Source organism: Xanthomonas cannabis, assembly GCF_040616535.1.
In the GTDB taxonomy this organism is placed as follows: domain Bacteria; phylum Pseudomonadota; class Gammaproteobacteria; order Xanthomonadales; family Xanthomonadaceae; genus Xanthomonas; species Xanthomonas cannabis.
In genome coordinates this window covers 1,186,856-1,206,819 of sequence record NZ_CP136580.1, presented here as the reverse complement: position 1 = coordinate 1,206,819, position 19,964 = coordinate 1,186,856, and the positions used below count along the sequence as shown (strand labels likewise).

At 61.8% G+C, this 19,964-nt stretch carries 31 protein-coding genes; all 31 read right to left on the bottom strand.

Features of this window, described 5'->3' with window-relative positions:
* Positions 1-137: 137 nt before the first annotated feature.
* The 31 genes from RZV17_RS05160 to tuf all read right to left on the bottom strand — a co-directional run bounded on the left by RZV17_RS05160 (position 138) and on the right by tuf (position 19,924).
* The gene (locus RZV17_RS05160; RefSeq protein ID WP_104581681.1) at positions 138-1,265 is read right to left on the bottom strand and encodes a mechanosensitive ion channel family protein; all 1,128 of its coding nucleotides are present in this window, start codon (positions 1,263-1,265) and stop codon (positions 138-140) included.
* Between the two features lie 85 nt (positions 1,266-1,350).
* Positions 1,351-2,748 (bottom strand): class II 3-deoxy-7-phosphoheptulonate synthase, encoded by a 1,398-nt coding sequence (locus RZV17_RS05155; protein ID WP_355607699.1) that lies wholly within the window; start codon positions 2,746-2,748, stop codon positions 1,351-1,353.
* 452 nt (positions 2,749-3,200) lie between these two features.
* Positions 3,201-3,719, bottom strand: a complete 519-nt coding sequence (locus tag RZV17_RS05150) for a disulfide bond formation protein B (RefSeq protein ID WP_039413213.1) — start codon at positions 3,717-3,719, stop codon at positions 3,201-3,203.
* A 321-nt stretch (positions 3,720-4,040) separates the two neighbouring features.
* On the bottom strand, positions 4,041-4,424 hold the full coding sequence (gene rplQ, locus RZV17_RS05145) for a 50S ribosomal protein L17 (RefSeq protein ID WP_003486665.1): 384 nt from the start codon (positions 4,422-4,424) through the stop codon (positions 4,041-4,043).
* Positions 4,425-4,604: 180 nt separating this feature from the next.
* Positions 4,605-5,603 (bottom strand): DNA-directed RNA polymerase subunit alpha, encoded by a 999-nt coding sequence (gene rpoA / locus RZV17_RS05140; RefSeq protein ID WP_002811635.1) that lies wholly within the window; start codon positions 5,601-5,603, stop codon positions 4,605-4,607.
* A 53-nt stretch (positions 5,604-5,656) separates the two neighbouring features.
* Positions 5,657-6,283: a 30S ribosomal protein S4 gene (gene rpsD, locus RZV17_RS05135; RefSeq protein ID WP_002811641.1), complete on the bottom strand. Its 627-nt coding sequence runs from the start codon at positions 6,281-6,283 to the stop codon at positions 5,657-5,659.
* Positions 6,284-6,298: 15 nt separating this feature from the next.
* A complete protein-coding gene (gene rpsK, locus RZV17_RS05130) occupies positions 6,299-6,691 on the bottom strand; it encodes a 30S ribosomal protein S11 (protein ID WP_003486671.1) in 393 nt (130 codons plus the stop codon).
* 10 nt (positions 6,692-6,701) lie between these two features.
* Complete coding sequence (gene rpsM / locus RZV17_RS05125) at positions 6,702-7,058, bottom strand: 30S ribosomal protein S13 (RefSeq protein ID WP_003486672.1); 357 nt, start codon at positions 7,056-7,058, stop codon at positions 6,702-6,704.
* 332 nt (positions 7,059-7,390) lie between these two features.
* Positions 7,391-8,758 (bottom strand): preprotein translocase subunit SecY, encoded by a 1,368-nt coding sequence (gene secY / locus RZV17_RS05120; RefSeq protein ID WP_355607695.1) that lies wholly within the window; start codon positions 8,756-8,758, stop codon positions 7,391-7,393.
* Between the two features lie 7 nt (positions 8,759-8,765).
* Positions 8,766-9,209, bottom strand: a complete 444-nt coding sequence (gene rplO / locus RZV17_RS05115; RefSeq protein ID WP_003486676.1) for a 50S ribosomal protein L15 — start codon at positions 9,207-9,209, stop codon at positions 8,766-8,768.
* Positions 9,210-9,213: 4 nt separating this feature from the next.
* Complete coding sequence (gene rpmD / locus RZV17_RS05110) at positions 9,214-9,405, bottom strand: 50S ribosomal protein L30 (protein ID WP_003486678.1); 192 nt, start codon at positions 9,403-9,405, stop codon at positions 9,214-9,216.
* Positions 9,398-9,940, bottom strand: coding sequence for a 30S ribosomal protein S5 (gene rpsE / locus RZV17_RS05105; RefSeq protein WP_003486682.1), 543 nt, complete (start codon positions 9,938-9,940; stop codon positions 9,398-9,400). Before rpsE ends, rpmD begins: the two co-directional genes overlap by 8 nt.
* Before the next feature lie 158 nt (positions 9,941-10,098).
* Complete coding sequence (gene rplR / locus RZV17_RS05100) at positions 10,099-10,458, bottom strand: 50S ribosomal protein L18 (RefSeq protein WP_005993383.1); 360 nt, start codon at positions 10,456-10,458, stop codon at positions 10,099-10,101.
* Between the two features lie 88 nt (positions 10,459-10,546).
* Positions 10,547-11,074 carry a 50S ribosomal protein L6 gene (gene rplF / locus RZV17_RS05095; RefSeq protein ID WP_039565326.1) on the bottom strand — a complete coding sequence of 176 codons (528 nt, stop codon included), beginning with the start codon at positions 11,072-11,074 and terminating at the stop codon, positions 10,547-10,549.
* Between the two features lie 15 nt (positions 11,075-11,089).
* On the bottom strand, positions 11,090-11,488 hold the full coding sequence (rpsH, locus tag RZV17_RS05090; protein WP_010371096.1) for a 30S ribosomal protein S8: 399 nt from the start codon (positions 11,486-11,488) through the stop codon (positions 11,090-11,092).
* A 204-nt stretch (positions 11,489-11,692) separates the two neighbouring features.
* Complete coding sequence (gene rpsN, locus RZV17_RS05085) at positions 11,693-11,998, bottom strand: 30S ribosomal protein S14 (RefSeq protein ID WP_005917137.1); 306 nt, start codon at positions 11,996-11,998, stop codon at positions 11,693-11,695.
* Positions 11,999-12,016: 18 nt separating this feature from the next.
* Positions 12,017-12,559: a 50S ribosomal protein L5 gene (gene rplE / locus RZV17_RS05080; RefSeq protein WP_010371090.1), complete on the bottom strand. Its 543-nt coding sequence runs from the start codon at positions 12,557-12,559 to the stop codon at positions 12,017-12,019.
* An 11-nt stretch (positions 12,560-12,570) separates the two neighbouring features.
* Positions 12,571-12,888, bottom strand: coding sequence for a 50S ribosomal protein L24 (gene rplX, locus RZV17_RS05075; protein ID WP_003486696.1), 318 nt, complete (start codon positions 12,886-12,888; stop codon positions 12,571-12,573).
* 15 nt (positions 12,889-12,903) lie between these two features.
* On the bottom strand, positions 12,904-13,272 hold the full coding sequence (gene rplN, locus RZV17_RS05070) for a 50S ribosomal protein L14 (protein WP_003486699.1): 369 nt from the start codon (positions 13,270-13,272) through the stop codon (positions 12,904-12,906).
* Between the two features lie 14 nt (positions 13,273-13,286).
* Entirely contained in the window at positions 13,287-13,556 is a 270-nt protein-coding gene (gene rpsQ / locus RZV17_RS05065; RefSeq protein ID WP_003486701.1) for a 30S ribosomal protein S17, read from the bottom strand.
* Positions 13,557-13,567: 11 nt separating this feature from the next.
* A complete protein-coding gene (gene rpmC, locus RZV17_RS05060; RefSeq protein WP_003486703.1) occupies positions 13,568-13,753 on the bottom strand; it encodes a 50S ribosomal protein L29 in 186 nt (61 codons plus the stop codon).
* Positions 13,753-14,166, bottom strand: a complete 414-nt coding sequence (rplP, locus tag RZV17_RS05055) for a 50S ribosomal protein L16 (protein ID WP_003486706.1) — start codon at positions 14,164-14,166, stop codon at positions 13,753-13,755. Before rplP ends, rpmC begins: the two co-directional genes overlap by 1 nt.
* 5 nt (positions 14,167-14,171) lie before the next feature.
* Entirely contained in the window at positions 14,172-14,906 is a 735-nt protein-coding gene (rpsC, locus tag RZV17_RS05050; protein WP_039412819.1) for a 30S ribosomal protein S3, read from the bottom strand.
* Between the two features lie 17 nt (positions 14,907-14,923).
* Positions 14,924-15,259: a 50S ribosomal protein L22 gene (gene rplV, locus RZV17_RS05045; protein ID WP_002811686.1), complete on the bottom strand. Its 336-nt coding sequence runs from the start codon at positions 15,257-15,259 to the stop codon at positions 14,924-14,926.
* A 12-nt stretch (positions 15,260-15,271) separates the two neighbouring features.
* A complete protein-coding gene (gene rpsS / locus RZV17_RS05040; RefSeq protein ID WP_005917128.1) occupies positions 15,272-15,541 on the bottom strand; it encodes a 30S ribosomal protein S19 in 270 nt (89 codons plus the stop codon).
* Between the two features lie 6 nt (positions 15,542-15,547).
* Positions 15,548-16,375: a 50S ribosomal protein L2 gene (gene rplB, locus RZV17_RS05035; RefSeq protein ID WP_003486715.1), complete on the bottom strand. Its 828-nt coding sequence runs from the start codon at positions 16,373-16,375 to the stop codon at positions 15,548-15,550.
* A 10-nt stretch (positions 16,376-16,385) separates the two neighbouring features.
* Entirely contained in the window at positions 16,386-16,685 is a 300-nt protein-coding gene (gene rplW / locus RZV17_RS05030; RefSeq protein ID WP_057661879.1) for a 50S ribosomal protein L23, read from the bottom strand.
* Positions 16,682-17,287: a 50S ribosomal protein L4 gene (gene rplD / locus RZV17_RS05025; RefSeq protein WP_010371054.1), complete on the bottom strand. Its 606-nt coding sequence runs from the start codon at positions 17,285-17,287 to the stop codon at positions 16,682-16,684. Before rplD ends, rplW begins: the two co-directional genes overlap by 4 nt.
* Before the next feature lie 12 nt (positions 17,288-17,299).
* The gene (gene rplC / locus RZV17_RS05020; RefSeq protein ID WP_011036123.1) at positions 17,300-17,950 is read right to left on the bottom strand and encodes a 50S ribosomal protein L3; all 651 of its coding nucleotides are present in this window, start codon (positions 17,948-17,950) and stop codon (positions 17,300-17,302) included.
* A gap of 11 nt (positions 17,951-17,961) precedes the next feature.
* Positions 17,962-18,273, bottom strand: a complete 312-nt coding sequence (rpsJ, locus tag RZV17_RS05015; RefSeq protein ID WP_003486723.1) for a 30S ribosomal protein S10 — start codon at positions 18,271-18,273, stop codon at positions 17,962-17,964.
* A gap of 460 nt (positions 18,274-18,733) precedes the next feature.
* Complete coding sequence (gene tuf / locus RZV17_RS05010) at positions 18,734-19,924, bottom strand: elongation factor Tu (RefSeq protein WP_166752379.1); 1,191 nt, start codon at positions 19,922-19,924, stop codon at positions 18,734-18,736.
* Between the last annotated feature and the right edge of the window lie 40 nt (positions 19,925-19,964).

Here is a 19,964-nt window from a genome sequence, read left to right as displayed (position 1 = left end):
CAGTGAGGCGGCATTAGCCGGCTGTCGCGCTGCTCGCCGTCCAGGCAGCTGCGCATCGTCGTCCGTCCGATGCGCAGCCTGGCGAACCGCTTGGCCCCCGACGCACACCGACGCGACCAGGCATGCTGCCGGCAACGCTAGATCGATGCTGCAGGCTCGCCGTCTTCCGCACCCGGCGAACGCACGCTCTCTGGCGAGATCGGTTCTGCGGCACGCGACACCGGCTTTTCCTGTGCCGCAATCTCGGCGCGGATCCTGGGCAGCGCATAGGCGTGCTCGCGGGTCAGGAAGTCGATCATGCGTTCGCGCACCAGGCAGCGCAGATCGAACGCATCGCCGGAATTGCGCGCGCTTACCAGCAATCGCACCTGGATGGTGTTGTCGCTGGTATCGGTGATCTGGGTGACGCAGACGCGGCCATCCCACAGCGGCTCGCTCTGACAGATGCGTTCCAGTTCCGCGCGCACCGCCGCGATCGGCGTGCGGTAATCCAGCCACAGGAACGCGGTGCCGAGCAGGTCCGCACTGGCGCGCGTCCAGTTCTGGAACGGGTTTTCGATGAACCAGGTCAGCGGCACCACCATGCGCCGCTCATCCCAGATCCGCACCACCACATACGAACTGCCGATCTCTTCGATACGGCCCCACTCGCCTTCGACGATCACCACATCGTCCAGACGGATCGGCTGGGTCAACGCAATCTGCAATCCGGCGATCAGGTTGCCGAACACCGGCTTGGCCGCAATACCGGCCACCAGCCCGATGATGCCGGCCGAGGCCAGCAAGGTCTTGCCGATCTGGCGTACTTGCTCAAAGCCCAGCAGCACCACCGAAATGCCGAGCAGGATCACCGTGCCCATCACGACGCGGCTCAGCACCCGCGTCTGGGTCTGGATGCGTCGGGCGGTGAGGTTATCGGAGACTTCGATCGGATTGCTGCGCAGGATCGCCGCTTCGCCGGCCGCCACCGCGCGTACCAGCAACCAGGTTACGCAGCCGACGATGCCGACATGCAACAGATGCTGCACTGCCGCCAGCGCCTTGCCGGTCAGCGGCGTGGCCTCGGTGGCAACACCCAGGAACAACAGCGGCAGGATGAACGCCGCCGGCAGCGTGATCACGCGGATGATGCGCGCACGGCGGTAGTCGCGGCCCTGCATGCGGCGAAACAGCCACAGCATCAGCGCCCAGGTGCCAGCACCGGCCAGCAGCGCGGCGCCAAGCGGGATTGCGTATTCGCGGATGACGTTCCAATCGGCAGTCAAACCGTTCCTCCTGTGGGGGGAGAGAGGGATGGCTGCCAGAGCATGCCGCAAGCGGCATGAGCGTCACGTCATGCGCACACGCCGCTCATGCGCCCAGCGGTTGCGACGCCACCTGTTGCTGCTTGCGCACGATTGCCATCGCAATTTCCAGCGACTGTTCGTAGTTCAGCCGCGGATCCACGCTGGAGCGGTACGCGCGCTCCAGATCGCGCTCGGTCAACTCGCGCGCGCCACCGGTGCACTCGGTGACATCTTCGCCGGTGAGTTCCAGATGCACGCCACCCAGCCGCGTGCCGGCTGCCGCATGCAGGTCGAACGAGGTCTCCACCTCGCTGCGGATATTGTCGAAACGCCGGGTCTTGTAGCCATTTCCGGTGCTCTCGGTATTGCCGTGCATCGCATCGCACACCCACAGCACGCGGCGCCCGTCACGCTTGACCGCGTCCAGCAGCGGCGGCAGTTTTTCGGCAATCTGTGCAGCACCCATGCGATGGATGAAGCTCAGACGTCCCGGCTCGTCTTCGGGGTTGAGCACATCGATCAGGCGCAGCAGTTGGTCCGGCTGCACCGACGGCCCCACCTTGATCGCGATCGGATTGCGCACACCGCGCAGGTACTCCACGTGCGCGCCATCCAGCGCCGCGGTGCGCATGCCGATCCATGGGTAGTGCGTGCTGAGGTTGAACCAGCCCCACTGGCGCGGCACCTGCCGGGTCAGGCCTTCTTCGTACGGCAGCAGCAGTGCTTCGTGCGAGGTGTAGAAATCGATGCGATTGAGGTTGTACACCTCCGAGCCGGACAAGGCCTCCATGAAGCGCACCGCATCGCCGATCGAAGCCACCATCTTCTGGTAGTCCGCGGCCAGCGGCGAATAGCCCACCCAGTCCAGATTCCAGTACTCGGGATGGTGCAGGTCGGCGAAGCCGCCGTCGATCAAGGCGCGCACGAAATTCATCGTCATCGCCGAGCGCGAATGCGCGGTGATCATGCGGCGCGGATCGGGCACACGTGCCGCCTCGGTGAAGGCAGGCGCATTGATCACATCGCCGCGATAGCTCGGCAAGGTCACACCATCACGGGTTTCGGTATCGGCCGAGCGCGGCTTGGCGTATTGCCCGGCAAAGCGGCCCACCCTTACCACCGGCAGGCGCAGGCCGTGCACCAGCACCAGGCTCATCTGCAGCAGCACCTTGAGACGATTGGAAATGGTGCCCGATTCGCAATCGCTGAAATTTTCCGCACAGTCGCCGCCCTGCAGCAGGAAGCGCTTGCCTTCCTGGGCTTCGGCCAGCTGGCGCTTGAGCGCGAAGATCTCCCATGAGGTCACCAGCGGCGGCAGCTGTCCCAACTCGTCCATGGCCGCCTGCAACGCGCCCTGGTCCGGATACACCGGCAGCTGCAGCGCAGGTTTGCCGCGCCAGCTGCCGGGCGCCCACGACGAGGCAGCGGCATCGGAAACGGAAGTTGGGGCGGAAAGATTCATGACGAGGCTCCTGGACAGCCCGTGATGGTGGCAGAGCCGGGCGCGTCAGGCAAAGCAGCGATGCGAAGTCTACTGCCAGCATTGGGCGCCGTCGCCGACAGAACCTGCACTGCTACGGCGAACGCGACTGAACGGCAAGCAAAGCGCCCACAGCGGATACGACCTCCGATCTACGCCAGCGTCGCTCGCGAGCAGAATGTTGAGGGGTTACATATCCTCTCACTAGCCAATCGTGCGACCGCCATGCCCCCGGCCTGTCTCCGCTGCCATCGCCTCCATCCTGCTGTCCTCCGTCTCGGCCGCCGAGGCTACCGCCCCGCAGATCACCGAGCTGGATACCGTCTGTGCGAAAGCGCGGTGCAACCACGGGCTACCGCGTCCTCAGGTCGGCAGCAGGCCTCCGCCGCGAGGCTCCGGCCGCCGTCGCCATACATTCAACCGCACACCACGCGTCAGTGGTGAACCGAGCTGCGTCGTGCCTTGAAGCCGGCGTACAGCGCCCACAGCGCAAGCGAGACAAACCAGACCATGCTCCACATCGGCATGCTCAGGCCCAGAAAACGCCAATCGATGTTGCCGCAGTCACCAGTGCCGGTCAGCACGGTACGGAACACTTCAAATGGCCCCATCGTCTCGCTCAGAAAGCTGAGCGGCGGACCGCACGACGACATCATGTCCTTGGGGCGGATCTGCACCCAGACATGCCGCGCCGCGATGCCCATGCCCACGCCTGCCGCAATGAAGCTCAACACCCCGTAGACCTTGCGCGCCCCAGCGCGCCGCGGCCCATGCAATGCGCCCAGCAGGAAGAACACGGCCAGGGCGGCAAACGCGATGCGCTGGAAGATGCACAGCGGGCATGGTTCGAGTCCAAGGTGCAACTGCACATAGATCGCATAGGCCAGCAGTCCTGCACACGCGAGAAAGCCCAACAGAAACTGCGCCCGAAAACCCCAACGAAATGGATTCATCGTTACTGCTTGCCTAGGTTCGAGCCCCGATTATCAGTCATCGCCGCGGCCGTGACCACGCATGCCTCCACGTGCCCCGTCGCATGCTGCGAAGAACGCCGCAGGCCAGCCTGACGACTCAGTCTGCATCCGGCCACTGCGCTCTGCCGATCGACGGCACGCACCCCGAACGCGCCCGCAACCCATGCACGGAGCAGGGCAATACCCCTCGCGCAGCATCCTAAACGCGCTGACGGACACCTGCCGCACATGGCGAGTACATGCCAAACAAAAAGCCCGGCATCAGCCGGGCTTTTCGAGAATCCTGCAGGTGAGATCCGATTACTCGGCCACTTCCTCTGCCACGACCGGACGGTCGACCAGCTCGACATACGCCATCGGCGCATTGTCACCGGCACGGAAGCCGGCCTTCAGGATGCGCAGGTAGCCGCCGGGACGGGTCGCGTAACGCGGGCCCAGTTCGACGAACAGCTTGCCCACTGCTTCCTTGTCGCGCAGGCGGGCAAACGCCAGCCGACGGTTGGCAACGCCATCGACCTTGCCGATGGTGATCAGCGGCTCGGCGACGCGACGCAGTTCCTTGGCCTTCGGCAAGGTGGTCTTGATCAGCTCGTGCTTGAACAGCGAAGCGGCCATATTGCGGAACATGGCTTCGCGGTGCGCGCTGGTGCGGTTGAACTTACGACCGGATTTCTGGTGACGCATGAGTGTGATTTCCTAAAGAATGTTGAGACTGCTTTGAGAGACGTTGTCGCCATCCTGGCGCTGTTGAATGGACTGCGGTTGGTCCGAGCCGGCCGTCCTTTGACCGGATGTCATCGCGGGCTCTGGCCCGTCGATGTAAAAAACAGCATGGGCGCCCGAAGACGCCCATGCCTTGATGCATTAACCAAGCATGCCGTGCTGGGCGACGCCGGCCGGCGGCCAGTTCTCCAGCTTCATGCCCAGTGCAAGGCCGCGCTGTGCCAGCACTTCCTTGATTTCGGTGAGCGACTTCTTGCCCAGATTCGGGGTCTTGAGCAGCTCCACTTCGGTCTTCTGGATCAGATCGCCGATGTAGTAGATGCTCTCGGCCTTCAGGCAGTTGGCCGAACGCACGGTCAGCTCGAGGTCGTCGATCGGGCGCAGCAGCACCGGATCCACGCCGCTGGCAGCCGGCTTGGCCGCACCGCGATCGCGGTGGGTGAAATCGCCGAACACCGACAGCTGATCGCTGAGGATGTCGGCGGCGGTGCGCACGGCTTCCTCGGCATCGATCGTGCCATTGGTTTCGATATCGATGACCAGCTTGTCGAGGTCGGTACGCTGTTCGACGCGTGCAGCTTCCACGGCGTAAGCAACGCGACGCACCGGCGAGAACGACGCATCCAGCATCAGGCGACCGATGGTACGGGTCTCCTCGTCCGGACGACGACGCGCAGCAGCCGGCTGGTAGCCAAACCCACGCTCGATCTTGAGGCGCATGTTCAGTGCGGTGTCTTTGGTCAGGTGGCAGATCACGTGGTCGCCGTTGATGATCTCAACGTTGTGATCGGTCCTGATGTCGGCCGCAGTGACCGTGCCCGGACCCTGCTTGGACAACGACAGCGTGGCGCTATCGCCACTGTGCATACGAATGGCCACATCCTTCAGGTTCAGCAGGACGTCAAGCACGTCTTCCTGCAAACCTTCGACCGTGGTGTACTCGTGCAGCACGCCGTCGATCTCGACCTCGGTGATCGCAAAACCGGGGATCGACGACAACAACACACGACGCAGGGCATTGCCCAGCGTGTGCCCGTAACCGCGCTCCAAGGGTTCGATCACGACCTTGGCACGGTTGTCGGTAAGACGTTCGATCTGCGGACCACGGGGGCGCAGAACCTGGTTGGCGGTAACCGTCATGTTGCGGGGTCTCCTGCGAACCTCCGGCAATGCCGGAGGCTCTCCAATGTGAATTACTTCGAATACAACTCGACGATCAGCGCTTCGTTGATATCCGAAGGCAGGTCAGCGCGATCCGGAACGGCCTTGAACACGCCGCTGAACTTCTTCGAATCGACTTCAACCCACGACGGCGTCATGTCGTGCTGCTCAGCCACGGTCAGGGCTTCCTGCACGCGGAGCTGCTTCTGTGCCTTTTCCGACAGCGTGATCGCATCGCCAGCCTTGATCTGGTACGAGGCCAGATTCACCGACTTGCCATTGACCAGCACGCCACGGTGCGACACCAGCTGGCGCGCGGCCGGACGGGTGACGGCAAAGCCCATGCGGTAGCACACGTTGTCCAGACGGGTTTCCAACAACTGCAGCAGGTTCTCGCCGGTGTTGCCCTTCTTGGTCGAGGCCTTCTTGTAGTAGTTGCGGAACTGACGTTCCAGCAGACCGTAGATACGCTTGACCTTCTGCTTTTCACGCAGCTGGGTGGCGTAGTCGGAGAGCTTGCCCTTGCGAGCCGCGCCGTGCTGGCCGGGCTTCTGCTCAAGCTTGCACTTGGAGTCCAGCGCACGCGCCGGGCTCTTGAGGGAAAGGTCGGCGCCTTCGCGGCGGGCGAGCTTACAGGTAGGACCGATATAACGAGCCATTTCTTATCGCTCCCTTTAGACGCGACGCTTCTTCGGCGGACGGCACCCGTTGTGCGGGATTGGCGTCACGTCGATGATGTTGGTGATCTTGTAGCCCACGTTGTTCAACGAACGCACGGCCGACTCACGGCCCGGACCCGGACCCTTGATACGTACTTCCAGCGACTTCACGCCGTAGTCGAGCGCAGCGCGGCCAGCCTTTTCGGCGGCAACCTGAGCAGCGAACGGGGTCGACTTGCGCGAACCACGGAAACCGGCGCCGCCGGACGTAGCCCACGACAGTGCATTGCCCTGGCGATCGGTGATGGTGACGATGGTGTTGTTGAACGAAGCGTGGACGTGAGCGACGCCGTCAGTGATGACGCGCTTGATCTTCTTCTTCGTTTTCTTTTCTGCTGGCTTGGCCATGATCTATCCCTTACTTCCTGATCGCCTTGCGCGGACCCTTACGGGTGCGGGCGTTGGTACGGGTGCGCTGACCACGCAGCGGGAGACCACGGCGATGACGCAGACCGCGATAGCAGCCCAGGTCCATCAGTCGCTTGATTGCGATACCGATTTCGCGGCGCAGGTCGCCTTCGACGACATACTTGCCGACTTCGGCGCGCAGGCGCTCGATTTCGGGTTCGGACAGATCACGAATCTTCGTGGTCGAGGTAACGCCTGCGGATTCGCAGAGCTTCTTCGAACGGGTACGGCCGATGCCGTAGATGCTTTGCAACCCGACCCAGACGTGCTTCTGGGCTGGCAGGTTGACGCCTGCAATACGCGCCATGACGCGATTCTCCAACTGAGTGATGGCCCGACAGCGCCCAGGCGCCATCCGGCAGGATGGATCAAAAGTGAACTCGGAATTATAGCAAGGCCTCGGATTGCTTTGAAGCCCGTGGAACCAGAGGTTCCATGGACCCGGCGTGGGGAGTGTGCCCTCGCTCCGGCGCCGGACGGTGTTGATCCAGAAAACCTCTCCGAATCGCCTGTGCTACTCCCGCACAGGACCACCCCGTCACACCCGCGCGCGAGACGTCGCGCGAGCCGCCCTTCTGATCGGAAGATCGTGGCCCGGGAACCAGGCCGTCTTCACGTAATGAAGATCTAGTGTACCACTTAACCGCGCGCCAGACCGCCGCGCGAGCCGCCCTTGAGGTTGGCCTTCTTCAGCAAGCTCTCATACTGATGCGACATCAGGTGCGCCTGGATCTGGGCAATGAAGTCCATCACCACCACCACCGCAATTAGCAACGAGGTACCGCCGAAATGGAACGAGGTGCCGAACTGCGTGCGCATGATTTCCGGCAGCAGGCAGACGATCACCAGATACAACGAGCCGGCTGCGGTCAGACGGGTCAGCACGCCATCAACATAGTCGGCCGTCGCCTTGCCCGGACGGATGCCCGGAATCAACGCGCCCGACTTCTTGAGGTTGTCGGCAGTTTCCTGCGAGTTGAACACCAGCGCGGTGTAGAAGAATGCAAAACCAATGATCAGCGCCGCAAACACCAGCATGTGCACCGGCTCGCCAGGACCCAGCGCGTTGGCGATCTTCTGCAACCACGAGCCCACACCGCTACCCGACGCCGCCTGACCCGACCACATCGACAGCGTCGCCGGGAATGCCAGGATGCTGGATGCAAAGATCGGCGGGATCACGCCGGCCATGTTGAGCTTCAACGGCAGGAACGAGGTCTGGTTCATGTACGCATTGCGACCGCCCTGGCGGCGCGCGTAGTTGACCGTGATCCGCCGCTGCCCGCGCTCGACGAACACCACGAACAGCGTAAACGCCAGGATGGTGATGACGATCAACAGCAGCGAGATGAAACTCAGATTGCCTTCGCGGAACGCCTCGACCGTCTGGATCGCAGCAGACGGAAGACCCGCCACGATGCCCGCGAAGATGATCAGCGATACACCGTTACCGATGCCACGCTCGGTCACCTGCTCGCCAACCCACATCAGGAAGATGGTACCGGCGGTCAACGCAATCACCGCAGTGAGCACGAAACCCATGCCCGGCGCATACACGACGGGAGCGCCACCCGGCGCGGTCTGATTCTGCAGCGCCAGCGCGATACTACCGCCCTGCACCACTGCCAGCAGCACCGCACCGATACGCGAATACTGGGTGATCTTGCGTCGGCCGGACTCACCTTCTTTCTGCATCGCCTTGAGCGCGGGAAAGATGTGCGTGGCCAACTGGATCACGATCGACGCCGAGATATACGGCATCACATTCAACGCAAAAATACTGAAACGGTGCAGGGCGCCGCCCGAGAACATGTTGAACATGTCCACGATGCCGCCGCCCTGCGCCTGCATCAACGAAAGCATGGCATCGGGATTCACGCCCGGCACCGGCACATAGCAGCCGATGCGATAGACGATCAATGCCCCGAGGACGAACAGCAGCCGCTGGCGAAGTTCCGTGAACTTGCCGAGCCCGCCACCGAGGTTACCAATGCCAGCCTGCGCCATCTGCCGATTACTCCTCTACGCTGCCGCCGGCAGCTTCGATTGCTGCCTTGGCGCCTGCGGTTGCCGCAACGCCCTTCAGTACGAACTTCTTGCTCAGCTCGCCCTTCAGCACGATCTTCGCCTTCTTGGCGCGGCTCGGGACCAGATTGGCCGCACGCAGCGCTGCGAAATCGACATCACCGGCGTCCAGCTTGTCCAACTGATACGACAACACTTCAGCGGTGTCGCGCGCCATCTTGGAGCGGAAACCGATCTTCGGCAGACGACGCTGCATCGGGGTCTGGCCGCCTTCGAAGCCGGCCTTGATCTTGCCGCCACCCTTACGAGCGAACGAACCCTTGTGACCGCGACCAGCGGTCTTGCCGAGGCCGGAACCGATACCACGACCGACGCGGGTACGCTCGGTACGTGCGCCATCGGCGGGCTTGAGGTCATTAAGACGCAGAGTCATGGGATTACTCCTCAACCTTGACGAGGTAGTGAACCGTATTGATCAGGCCACGCACCTGCGGGCTGTCCTTCAGTTCACGCACATCGTTGAGCTTATTCAGGCCCAACGCACGCACCGACAGACGGTGACGCGACTGGGTTCCACGCAGGCCACGCACCAGGCGCACCTTCACGGTCTTGTTGGTGTCCTTAGCCATGGTTGAGCTCCTCCACCTTCTTGCCGCGCTTGGCCGCAACACGCGCCGGCGACTGTACTTCCGACAGACCCTTCAGGGTTGCACGGACCAGGTTGATCGGATTACGCGAACCAACAGCCTTGGCCAGCACGTTCTTGACGCCGACCGCTTCCAGCACTGCGCGCATGGCGCCGCCTGCGATGACGCCCGTACCTTCCGAAGCCGGCTGCATGTACACGCGTGCTGCGCCATGGCCCGACTTGACGGCATGCCACAAGGTGCCGTTATTCAGATCGACAGTGGCCAGGTTCTTGCGCGCCTGCTCCATCGACTTCTGGATGGCAACCGGCACTTCGCGCGCCTTGCCATAACCGAAACCGACCTTGCCCAGACCATCGCCGACCACGGTCAGCGCGGTGAAGGTGAACTGGCGGCCGCCCTTGACCGTCTTGCTGACGCGGTTGACCGCAACCAGCTTTTCGATCATGCCATCGTCGACTTTCTCTTCGCGGTTACGGTCGCGATCACGACCCCGCGGTGCACGTTCTTCTGCCATCTTGATTCCTTGATTGATTGAGTATGTACGGCTCGAAGCCGCTTATGGTTGTGGAGTCACGCAGTGTTCCCGATGCCGCTGCAAAAGAACGGGTCGGTCCGGCATCTCCCTGCCGGCGGTATCGCGGATGTGGTCCATGACCACATCCGCAGCAGTACTTAGAACTGCAGGCCGCCTTCGCGAGCTGCGTCGGCGAGCGCCTTGATGCGGCCATGATAGCGATAGCCCGAGCGGTCGAAGGCGACCTTCTCGATGCCAGCAGCCTTGGCGCGCTCGGCGATCAGCTTGCCGACCTTGACGGCCGCATCGCTGTTCTTGCCGTTCTTCAGGCCGTCCTTGACGTCGGCCTGCAGGGTGTTAGCAGCAGCGATCACCTTGGAGCCGTCGGCAGTGAAGACCTGCGCGTACAGGTGCTGACCGGTGCGCAGCACCGACAGACGGGCGACGCCCAGCTCACGGATGTGTGCACGGGTCGATTTGGCACGACGCAGGCGGGCAATATTCTTGTTGATGCTCATGATATGTGTCCTACGGAAGCTGAAGGAAGAGCGCGTTCCTGTCAAAAGTCCGCACATGGATGTGCGGGCTCTTGCGAGGGACTCGCCATTAAGCCTTCTTGGCTTCCTTGCGAATGATGACTTCACCGGCGTACTTCACACCCTTGCCCTTATAGGGCTCCGGCGGACGGAAACCGCGGATCTTGGCGGCGACTTCGCCAACGCGCTGCTTGTCGGCACCCTGGACCACAATTTCGGTCTGGGTCGGGGTCGACAGCGTGATGCCTTCCGGCGCCACGAACACCAACGGGTGCGAGAAACCGAGCGCCAGGCTCAGGTCCTTGCCCTGCATGGCGGCACGGTAACCGACGCCGACCAGCTCGAGCTTGCGCTCGAAGCCCTCGGACACACCCTTGACCATATTGGCCAGGATGGCGCGCACGGTGCCGGTGATGGCGATCTGCGACGGATCATTGGCCGACAGCGTGGCGACGTCGCCATCGATGGCGATTTCCACACCCACCGGCTTGGGCAGGGTCAGGGTGCCCTTCGGGCCCTTGACGCTGACCAGCTCAGGCTGGACGTTAAGCTCAACACCCTTCGGAAGGGACACAGGCTTCTTGGCTACACGGGACATGTTCGATTCCTTCCCTTAGGCCACGAAGCACAGGACTTCACCACCAACGCCGGCTTCGCGAGCCTGCGCATCGGTCATGATGCCCTTCGACGTGGAGATGATGGCGATACCCAGGCCACCCAGGACCTTGGGCAGCTCGGTCTTGCCGCGGTACTGGCGCAGACCCGAGCGCGAGAAACGCTTCAGGGTCTCGATGACCGGGCGGCCTTCGAAATACTTCAGCACGATTTCCAGCTCCGACTTGTTGTTTTCGGTGGCCGTAACGCGCAGGTCGGTGATGTAACCCTCGTCCTTCAGGACCTGGGCGATCGCAACCTTGATCTTGGACGACGGCAATTTCACCGTCTGCTTACCAACCGCGGCCGCATTCTTGATGCGAACCAGCAGGTCGGCGATGGGATCAGTCATGCTCATATGAGTACCTTTGAGTGCACCGATATCCGCTTTCGCGAAAATCTTGTGTTTTCCTGGGGATGGGCCAGGACCCTTGACGCCACGTCAAACCCACACGGGCAAGACAGAAGCGGAAGTATACGACAAAAGAGCCCGACTTGCGTCGGACTCCCTTGTTGAACAGAACAATCCTGCTCAAACCGGCCGCGAGCGGCCGGGCTGCTGTTACCAGCTTGCCTTGCGCAGGCCCGGAACGTCGCCGTTCATTGTGGCTTTACGCAGCATGTTGCGACCCAGACCGAACTTGCGGTAGACACCGCGCGGACGACCCGACAGCTCGCAACGGTTGCGGTGGCGGCTCGGCGACGAATCGCGCGGCAGCTTCTGCAACTTGGTCGACGCATCGATCTTCTCTTCGTAGGACGCATCCTGACTGGAGAGGATCTTCTTCAGCGCATCACGCTTGCCGGCGAACTTCTTGGCCAGCTTCGCGCGCTTGATGTCGCGGTGGATCATGGAGGTCTTTGCCATTTCGGATGTCCTCTATGGTCAGTTACGGAACGGGAACTTGAACGCTGCCAGCAGCGCCTTCGCTTCCGCATCCGTCTTGGCGGTGGTGGTGATGGCGATATCCATACCGCGGATCGCGTCGACGGCGTCGAAGTCGATTTCCGGGAAGATGATCTGTTCCTTCACACCCATGTTGAAATTGCCACGACCGTCGAAGGAACGACCGGACACACCACGGAAGTCGCGCACGCGCGGCAACGAGATGTTGATCAGGCGATCCAGGAACTCGTACATCTTGGCGCGACGCAAGGTGGTCTTGCAGCCGATCGGCCAACCGTCACGAATCTTGAACGATGCGACCGAAACGCGCGACTTGGTGACCACCGGCTTCTGGCCAGAGATCTTGGACATGTCGGCGACCGCATTTTCCAGAATCTTCTTGTTGGTAGCCGCCTCGCCCACGCCCATGTTGAGCGTGACCTTGACCAGCTTCGGCACTTCCATCGGATTGGTGTAGCCGAATTCCTTCATCAGGGCCGGCACCACGTTTTCCTTGTAAAACTTTTCGAGACGAGTGTTCATGATCTCATTCCTCAGGCGTCGAGCGCCTCACCGCTGGAGCGGAACACACGCAATTTGCGTCCATCCTCCAGCACCTTGAAGCCAACGCGCTCGCCCTTGCCCGTTGCCGGGTTGACGATATTGACGTTGGAGATATGGATCGACGCTTCACGCTCGACCACGCCGCCGGCGACACCCGCCTGCGGGTTCGGCTTGGTGTGGCGCTTGATGACGTTGGCGTTGGAGACGATCACGCGATCGCCGTCCACACGCACCACTTCACCCTGCTTACCCTTGTCCTTGCCGGTGTTGATGACGACCTGGTCGCCCTTCTTGATACGGTTAGCCATGTGTATGTCCTCCGCTCACAGCACTTCGGGAGCGAGCGAGACGATCTTCATGAACTTCTCGGAACGCAGCTCGCGCGTCACCGGCCCGAAGATGCGGGTCCCGATCGGCTCCTGCTTGTTGTTCAACAGCACAGCGGCATTGCCATCGAAGCGGATCAGCGAACCGTCGGGACGGCGCACACCCTTGCGGGTACGCACCACAACGGCGTCGTAGACTTCGCCCTTCTTGACCTTGCCACGCGGAATGGCGTCCTTGACGGTCACCTTGATGATGTCACCGATGTGTGCGTAGCGGCGCTTGGAGCCGCCCAGCACCTTGATGCACATCACTTCCTTGGCACCCGAATTGTCGGCGACATCGAGGTAGCTCTGCATCTGGATCATGATTCAGATCTCCCTTATTCGGCCGAACGGGTGACGATTTCCACCACCCGCCAGTTCTTGGTCTTGGACATCGGAGCAATCTCGGTCACACGCACGACATCGCCTTCATTGCAGGCATTGTCGGCATCGTGTGCGTGCAGCTTGGTCGAGCGCTTGATGTACTTGCCGTACAGAGCATGCTTGACCTGGCGCTCCACCAACACGGTGACCGTCTTGTCCATCTTGTTGCTGACGACACGGCCTTCGACCGTGCGCAGCGTTTGCTTTTCGTTATTGTCGCTCATCGCGGCCGTCCTTACTTGGTGCTGCCGAGCAGGTGCTTGACGCGAGCAATCTCGCGGCGCACCCGGCGGGTTTCGTGGGTCTTCGGCAGCTGGCCGGTGACCTGCTGCATACGGAGCGAGAACTGCTCCTTACGCAGGTCGGTCAGGTGGGCCTTCAGTTCGTCAGCCGACTTTTCGCGGAGTTGTTTGATATCCATCAGCGCACCGTCCGGGTCACGAAAGTGGTCGTCACCGAGAGTTTGGCAGCGGCAAGGCGAAATGCCTCACGTGCGGTCTCTTCGGGAATCCCCTCGATTTCATAGATCATGCGGCCCGGCTGAATCTGCGCGACCCAGTACTCCACGTTACCCTTACCGGAGCCCATGCGGACTTCGATCGGCTTCTTGGTGATCGGCTTGTCGGGGAACACACGGATCCACATCTTGCCGCCCTTCTTGACATGGCGGCTGATGGTGCGACGTGCTGCTTCAATCTGGCGCGCAGTCAGCTGACCGTGCGCCGTGGCCTTGAGGCCGTATTCGCCGAAGCTGACGGCGTTTCCGCTCCATGCCAGGCCGTCATTACGGCCCTTGTGCATCTTGCGATATTTGGTTCGCTTGGGTTGCAACATTGCCGTTACCTCGCTTCACGAGCCGGGCGCGACGGGCGGTCACCACGGTCGCCGCGATCGTTACGATCGTTGCGCGGGCTGTCGTCCTGCTTTTCCTGGCCAACCTGGGAGAAGTCGAAAACCTCGCCCTTATAGATCCAGACCTTGATACCGATGATGCCGTACGTCGTGGACGCCTCGGCAAAACCGTAATCAATGTCGGCACGTAGCGTGTGCAGCGGCACGCGACCTTCGCGGTACCACTCCGAACGGGCGATTTCTGCACCGTTGAGGCGGCCAGCCACGTTGACCTTAATGCCCAGGGCACTCAAGCGCATCGCGTTACCGACCGAGCGCTTCATTGCGCGGCGGAACATGATGCGACGCTCGAGCTGCTGCGCGATCGACTCGGCGACCAGCTGCGCATCCAGCTCCGGCTTGCGCACTTCGGTGACGTTGATGTGCGCCGGAACGCCCATCAGTTCGCTCACTTCCTTACGCAGCTTTTCAATATCCTCACCACGCTTGCCGATCACCACGCCCGGACGGGCGGTGTGAATGGTGACGCGGGCGGTTTTGGCAGGGCGCTCGATCAAGATCTTGCTGACACCTGCCTGCGCGAGCTTCTTGCGCAGCATTTCACGCACTTTCAGGTCGGCTGCCAGGTAACCGGCGAAGTCGCCCTTGTTTGCGTACCACTTGGAGTTCCAGTCTTTGGAGATACCAAGACGGATTCCAGTCGGATGAACTTTATGACCCATGGTCTTTTCCTTTCCGCTTACTTGGCGGCGCCGACAATCACAGTGATGTGACTGGTGCGCTTGAGGATGCGGGTACCGCGGCCTTTCGCCCGCGCCATGAAACGCTTCAGGGAGGGACCTTCATCAACCATGATGGTCTTGACCTTCAGCTCGTCGACATCCGCGCCCTGATTGTTCTCGGCATTGGCGATCGCCGACTCCACCACCTTTTTGATCAGGTGTGCAGCCTTCTTGTCCGAGAACTTCAGCAGATTGACCGCACGCTCGGCGGACAAACCACGCACCTGGTCAGCGACCAGGCGGGCCTTCTGCGGGGAGATGCGCGCGGTGCGCAGGATTGCTTTCGCTTCCATCGTCATCTCTCCTTACCTGCCCGACTTCTTGTCGCCACCGTGACCCTTGAAGGTCCGGGTGACGGCAAATTCGCCGAGCTTGTGGCCGACCATATTCTCGTTGACGAGCACCGGAATGTGGTTCTTGCCGTTATGCACGGCGATGGTGATGCCTACCATTTCGGGCAGGATCATCGAACGGCGCGACCAAGTCTTGATCGGCTTCTTGCTACCCGCAGCGGACTCCACCTTCTTTGCAAGGTGGTGATCGACGAACGGGCCCTTCTTAAGTGAACGTGCCATGGTCGATTAGCCCCTACGATCGCGGACGATGAACTGCTGGGTGCGCTTGTTCTTGCGCGTCTTGTAACCCTTGGTCGGAACACCCCACGGGGTGACCGGATGCGGATTACCCTGACCAGCCTTCGCTTCACCACCACCGTGCGGGTGATCGACCGGGTTCATGGCCGCACCGCGAACGGTCGGGCGAACACCGCGCCAACGCTTGGCGCCGGCCTTGCCCAGCTTCTCGAGGTTGTGCTCGTCGTTGCCGACTTCGCCGATGGTGGCGCGGCATTCGACCGGCACCTTGCGCATTTCGCCCGAGCGCAGACGCAGCGTGGCATAGATGCCTTCGCGAGCGACCAGCTGGACGGCTGCACCGGCAGCACGTGCGATCTGAGCGCCCTTACCCGGCTTCAGCTCGATACCGTGAACCGTCGTACCGACCGGGATGTTGCGCAGCGGCAGCGTGTTACCGGTCTTGATCGGTGCATTGGCACCGGCAATGACCTGGTCGCCAGCCTTCAGGCCCTTCGGGGCGATGATGTAGCGACGCTCGCCATCGACGTAGCACAGCAGGGCGATATGGGCGGTACGGTTCGGATCGTATTCGATCCGCTCCACACGCGCCGGAATGCCTTCCTTGTTGCGCTTGAAGTCGATGATGCGGTAGTGCTGCTTGTGGCCACCACCGACGTGACGCACGGTGATGCGGCCGTGGTGGTTACGACCACCGGACTTGCTCTGCGAGTCGAGCAGCGCCGCGTGCGGTGCGCCCTTGTGCAGATCGGGAGTAACCACGCGCACGGCGGAACGACGGCCGGGAGAGGTGGGTTTGAACTTCATCAATGGCATGGGATGGACCTCAGGCCTTGGCCGTTACGTCGATGGACTGACCATCGACCAGGCGGACGTACGCCTTGCGCCAATTGCCACGGTTGCCAGCACGGTTACGGAAGGACTTGCTCTTGCCCTTGACGTTGACCACGTTGACTGCCTTGACCTTGACGTCGAACAGCTGCTCAACCGCGGCCTTTACATCGGCCTTGGTGGCGTCGTTCGAAACTTCGAAGACATACTGGTTGGAGATTTCCTGCAGGCGCGCGGTCTTTTCGGAGACTCGCGGAGCACGCAGCACGCTGAAGATTTTTTCGTTGCTGCTCATGCCAGCCACTCCTCGACCTTCTTGACCGCATCGGCGGTGATCACGACCGTATCGGCCCCGACCAGTGCGACCGGATCCAGACCCTGCACATCACGCACCTGCACATACGGCAGATTGCGGGCGGACAGATACAGGTGCTCGGAGGCTTCTTCGGTGACGATCAGCGGGCGCTTGCCCACATCCAGTCCCTTCAGCTTCTCGATCAGACCCTTGGTCTTGGTCGCTTCGAGGTCGAACGCGTCGACGATCATCAGACGACCCTGACGGTTCAACTCGGAGAAGATCGCGCAGATGGCCGCGCGGTACATCTTGCGGTTGACCTTCTGCTCGAAGCTGCGCGGCTTGGCCGCAAAGGTCACGCCGCCGCCGACGAAGATCGGAGCCGTCAGTGCGCCATGACGCGCGCCGCCGCCCTTCTGCTTCTTCGACTTCTTGGTCGTGCCCGCAACTTCCGAACGCGTCTTCTGTGCCTTGGTACCAGCGCGACCGGCGTTGCGATAAGCGACGACGACCTGGTGAACCAGATCCTCGCTGAATTCGCGACCGAACACGGCATCGGAGACCGAGACCTTGTTGTTGCTACCCGTGATAACGAGTTCCATCGTCATCTCTCCTTATGCCTTGCTCGCCGGACGGACGATCACGTCGCCACCAGCTGCGCCAGGCACGGCGCCGCGGATAGCAATCAGACCACGCTCGACGTCGACCTTGACCACTTCCAGGTTCTGCGTGCTTTGCTGCACGGCGCCCATGTGGCCCGACATCTTCTTACCCGGGAAAACACGACCCGGGGTCTGGCGTTGACCCAACGAACCCGGCGCGCGATGCGACAGCGAGTTACCGTGAGTTGCATCGCCCATACGGAAGTTGTAGCGCTTGATGGTGCCCTGGAAACCCTTACCCTTGGTGACGCCCTGGACGTCGACCTTCTGACCGACCTCGAAGATGTCCGCCTTGATTTCGCCGCCGACGGCGAAATCGCCGAGCTGCGCGTCTTCAACGCGGAATTCCCACAAGCCACGACCCGCTTCGACCTTCGCCTTGGCGAAGTGACCGGCGGCCGGCTTGTTGACCAGTGCGGCGCGACGCGCGCCAACGGTAATTTGCACGGCGCTGTAGCCGTCAACTTCGACGGTCTTGATCTGCGCGATGCGGTTCGGAGTTGCTTCGATCAGCGTGACCGGTACCGAGCGGCCGTCTTCAGTGAAGACGCGGCTCATACCAGCCTTGCGGCCCACGAAGCCCAACGAATATTTCTTCGTCATGGTCGTAGTCCTCAGGTGAGCTTGATCTGGACGTCGACGCCAGCCGCGAGTTCGAGCTTCATCAGCGCGTCCACGGTCTTGTCGTTGGGGTCGACGATATCGAGCACACGCTTGTGCGTGCGGGTTTCGTATTGGTCACGCGCATCCTTGTCGGCATGCGGGGATACGAGGATGGTGTAACGTTCGATCTTGGTCGGCAGCGGGATCGGGCCACGCACTTGCGCGCCGGTCCGCTTGGCCGTTTCGACGATCTCGCTGGCCGAACGGTCGATCAAACGATGATCGAACGCCTTCAACCGAATCCGGATCTTTTGTTCCGACATGACGGAAGCTTCCTTCGTTAAAAGAGCGACGGGCAAGGCCTCTGGGATACCTGCCCCGATATTCCTGCGTTGGTGAAATCGCCGTACTTCCTGCCGACGAGGGCTTTCCTCCGCCCAAAAACTGAGGCAGCCCGGTAAACCGGCCTGCCCAGACGGAAAAGTATAATGCGCAGCTAGAGCACGGTCAACAACGGATGAGTTGTTGAGTGCTCCATGCAACACGACCTTCCCGGTCTGGCGAACACGAGCGGCGTCCTGCCGTTCTTTTCGCTGTAACCCAGCGCCCTACCCAGGGACACCGAGCCGCGCATTATAGCGACGTAAATTTCAGTGCGCAAGCGCAGAACCTGCAGCCGGATGTCGGTAAACCAATCTAGGCCGAGGGGCAATAAAAAGGGCCGGCTTACGCCGACCCTTCCGTGCTACGCCAGCGGCAAACGCCACCGGCTGCAGGCACTACTTACTTGATGACCTTGGCAACCACGCCGGCGCCGACGGTGCGGCCACCTTCACGGATTGCAAAGCGCAGACCTTCGTCCATCGCGACCGGGTTGATCAGGGTCACGACCATCTTCACGTTGTCGCCCGGCATCACCATCTCCACGCCTTCCGGCAGCTGGCACGCGCCAGTGATGTCGGTGGTGCGGAAGTAGAACTGCGGACGGTAGCCCTTGAAGAACGGGGTGTGACGGCCACCTTCGTCCTTGGACAGCACGTAGACTTCGGCTTCGAACTCGGTGTGCGGCTTGATCGAACCCGGCTTGCACAGCACCTGGCCACGCTCCACGTCGTCACGCTTGGTGCCGCGCAGCAGCAGACCGGCGTTGTCGCCTGCCTGGCCCTGGTCCAGCAGCTTGCGGAACATTTCCACGCCGGTGACCGTGGTCTTCTGCGTGTCGCGGATGCCGACGATTTCGATTTCGTCGCCCACTTTGATGATGCCGCGCTCGATACGACCGGTCACCACGGTGCCGCGGCCGGAGATCGAGAACACGTCTTCGACCGGCATCAGGAACGGACGGTCGACGTCACGGGTCGGCTCCGGAATGAAGCTGTCCAGGGCATCGACCAGCTTCAGGATGGCCGGCACACCGATCTCGCTCTGATCACCGTCCAGCGCCAGACGGGCCGAACCGTGGATGATCGGGGTGTCGTCGCCCGGGAAGTCGTACTTGCTGAGCAGCTCGCGCACTTCCATTTCGACCAGCTCGAGCAGCTCGGCGTCGTCGACCATGTCGGCCTTGTTCAGGAACACGACGATGTGCGGCACACCGACCTGACGCGAGAGCAGGATGTGCTCACGGGTCTGCGGCATCGGGCCGTCCGCGGCCGAACACACCAGGATCGCGCCGTCCATCTGCGCCGCACCGGTGATCATGTTCTTGACGTAGTCGGCGTGGCCGGGGCAGTCAACGTGTGCGTAGTGGCGGGTCGGGGATTCGTATTCGACGTGCGCGGTCGAAATCGTGATGCCGCGCGCCTTTTCTTCCGGCGCTGCGTCGATCGCGTCATACGCCTTGAACTCGCCACCGAAACGCTCTGCACCGATCTTGGTCAGCGCGGCGGTCAACGTGGTCTTGCCATGGTCGACGTGACCGATGGTGCCGACGTTCACGTGCGGCTTGGTGCGCTCGAATTTAGCTTTTGCCATGACTTACTACCTCTAATTGAAAAATTTTTGAAGCGGCTGA

Bases quoted from the DNA above. Each gene is read 5' to 3' on its own strand.
- RZV17_RS05155 (WP_355607699.1), bottom strand. From the start codon at position 2,748: ATGAATCTTTCCGCCCCAACTTCCGTTTCCGATGCCGCTGCCTCGTCG.
- RZV17_RS05150 (WP_039413213.1), bottom strand. From the start codon at position 3,719: ATGAATCCATTTCGTTGGGGTTTTCGGGCGCAGTTTCTGTTGGGCTTT.
- rplQ (WP_003486665.1), bottom strand. From the start codon at position 4,424: ATGCGTCACCAGAAATCCGGTCGTAAGTTCAACCGCACCAGCGCGCAC.
- rpoA (WP_002811635.1), bottom strand. From the start codon at position 5,603: ATGACGGTTACCGCCAACCAGGTTCTGCGCCCCCGTGGTCCGCAGATC.
- rpsD (WP_002811641.1), bottom strand. From the start codon at position 6,283: ATGGCTCGTTATATCGGTCCTACCTGTAAGCTCGCCCGCCGCGAAGGC.
- rpsK (WP_003486671.1), bottom strand. From the start codon at position 6,691: ATGGCCAAGCCAGCAGAAAAGAAAACGAAGAAGAAGATCAAGCGCGTC.
- rpsM (WP_003486672.1), bottom strand. From the start codon at position 7,058: ATGGCGCGTATTGCAGGCGTCAACCTGCCAGCCCAGAAGCACGTCTGG.
- secY (WP_355607695.1), bottom strand. From the start codon at position 8,758: ATGGCGCAGGCTGGCATTGGTAACCTCGGTGGCGGGCTCGGCAAGTTC.
- rplO (WP_003486676.1), bottom strand. From the start codon at position 9,209: ATGACTCTGCGTCTTAATGACCTCAAGCCCGCCGATGGCGCACGTACC.
- rpmD (WP_003486678.1), bottom strand. From the start codon at position 9,405: ATGGCTAAGGACACCAACAAGACCGTGAAGGTGCGCCTGGTGCGTGGC.
- rpsE (WP_003486682.1), bottom strand. From the start codon at position 9,940: ATGGCAGAAGAACGTGCACCGCGGGGTCGTGATCGCGACCGTAACCGC.
- rplR (WP_005993383.1), bottom strand. From the start codon at position 10,458: ATGAGCATCAACAAGAATATTGCCCGCCTGCGTCGTGCCAAATCGACC.
- rplF (WP_039565326.1), bottom strand. From the start codon at position 11,074: ATGTCCCGTGTAGCCAAGAAGCCTGTGTCCCTTCCGAAGGGTGTTGAG.
- rpsH (WP_010371096.1), bottom strand. From the start codon at position 11,488: ATGAGCATGACTGATCCCATCGCCGACCTGCTGGTTCGCATCAAGAAT.
- rpsN (WP_005917137.1), bottom strand. From the start codon at position 11,998: ATGGCAAAGACCTCCATGATCCACCGCGACATCAAGCGCGCGAAGCTG.
- rplE (WP_010371090.1), bottom strand. From the start codon at position 12,559: ATGAACACTCGTCTCGAAAAGTTTTACAAGGAAAACGTGGTGCCGGCC.
- rplX (WP_003486696.1), bottom strand. From the start codon at position 12,888: ATGGCTAACCGTATCAAGAAGGGCGACCAGGTCGTCATCAACACCGGC.
- rplN (WP_003486699.1), bottom strand. From the start codon at position 13,272: ATGATCCAGATGCAGAGCTACCTCGATGTCGCCGACAATTCGGGTGCC.
- rpsQ (WP_003486701.1), bottom strand. From the start codon at position 13,556: ATGAGCGACAATAACGAAAAGCAAACGCTGCGCACGGTCGAAGGCCGT.
- rpmC (WP_003486703.1), bottom strand. From the start codon at position 13,753: ATGGATATCAAACAACTCCGCGAAAAGTCGGCTGACGAACTGAAGGCC.
- rplP (WP_003486706.1), bottom strand. From the start codon at position 14,166: ATGTTGCAACCCAAGCGAACCAAATATCGCAAGATGCACAAGGGCCGT.
- rpsC (WP_039412819.1), bottom strand. From the start codon at position 14,906: ATGGGTCATAAAGTTCATCCGACTGGAATCCGTCTTGGTATCTCCAAA.
- rplV (WP_002811686.1), bottom strand. From the start codon at position 15,259: ATGGAAGCGAAAGCAATCCTGCGCACCGCGCGCATCTCCCCGCAGAAG.
- rpsS (WP_005917128.1), bottom strand. From the start codon at position 15,541: ATGGCACGTTCACTTAAGAAGGGCCCGTTCGTCGATCACCACCTTGCA.
- rplB (WP_003486715.1), bottom strand. From the start codon at position 16,375: ATGCCATTGATGAAGTTCAAACCCACCTCTCCCGGCCGTCGTTCCGCC.
- rplW (WP_057661879.1), bottom strand. From the start codon at position 16,685: ATGAGCAGCAACGAAAAAATCTTCAGCGTGCTGCGTGCTCCGCGAGTC.
- rplD (WP_010371054.1), bottom strand. From the start codon at position 17,287: ATGGAACTCGTTATCACGGGTAGCAACAACAAGGTCTCGGTCTCCGAT.
- rplC (WP_011036123.1), bottom strand. From the start codon at position 17,950: ATGACGAAGAAATATTCGTTGGGCTTCGTGGGCCGCAAGGCTGGTATG.
- rpsJ (WP_003486723.1), bottom strand. From the start codon at position 18,273: ATGTCGGAACAAAAGATCCGGATTCGGTTGAAGGCGTTCGATCATCGT.
- tuf (WP_166752379.1), bottom strand. From the start codon at position 19,924: ATGGCAAAAGCTAAATTCGAGCGCACCAAGCCGCACGTGAACGTCGGC.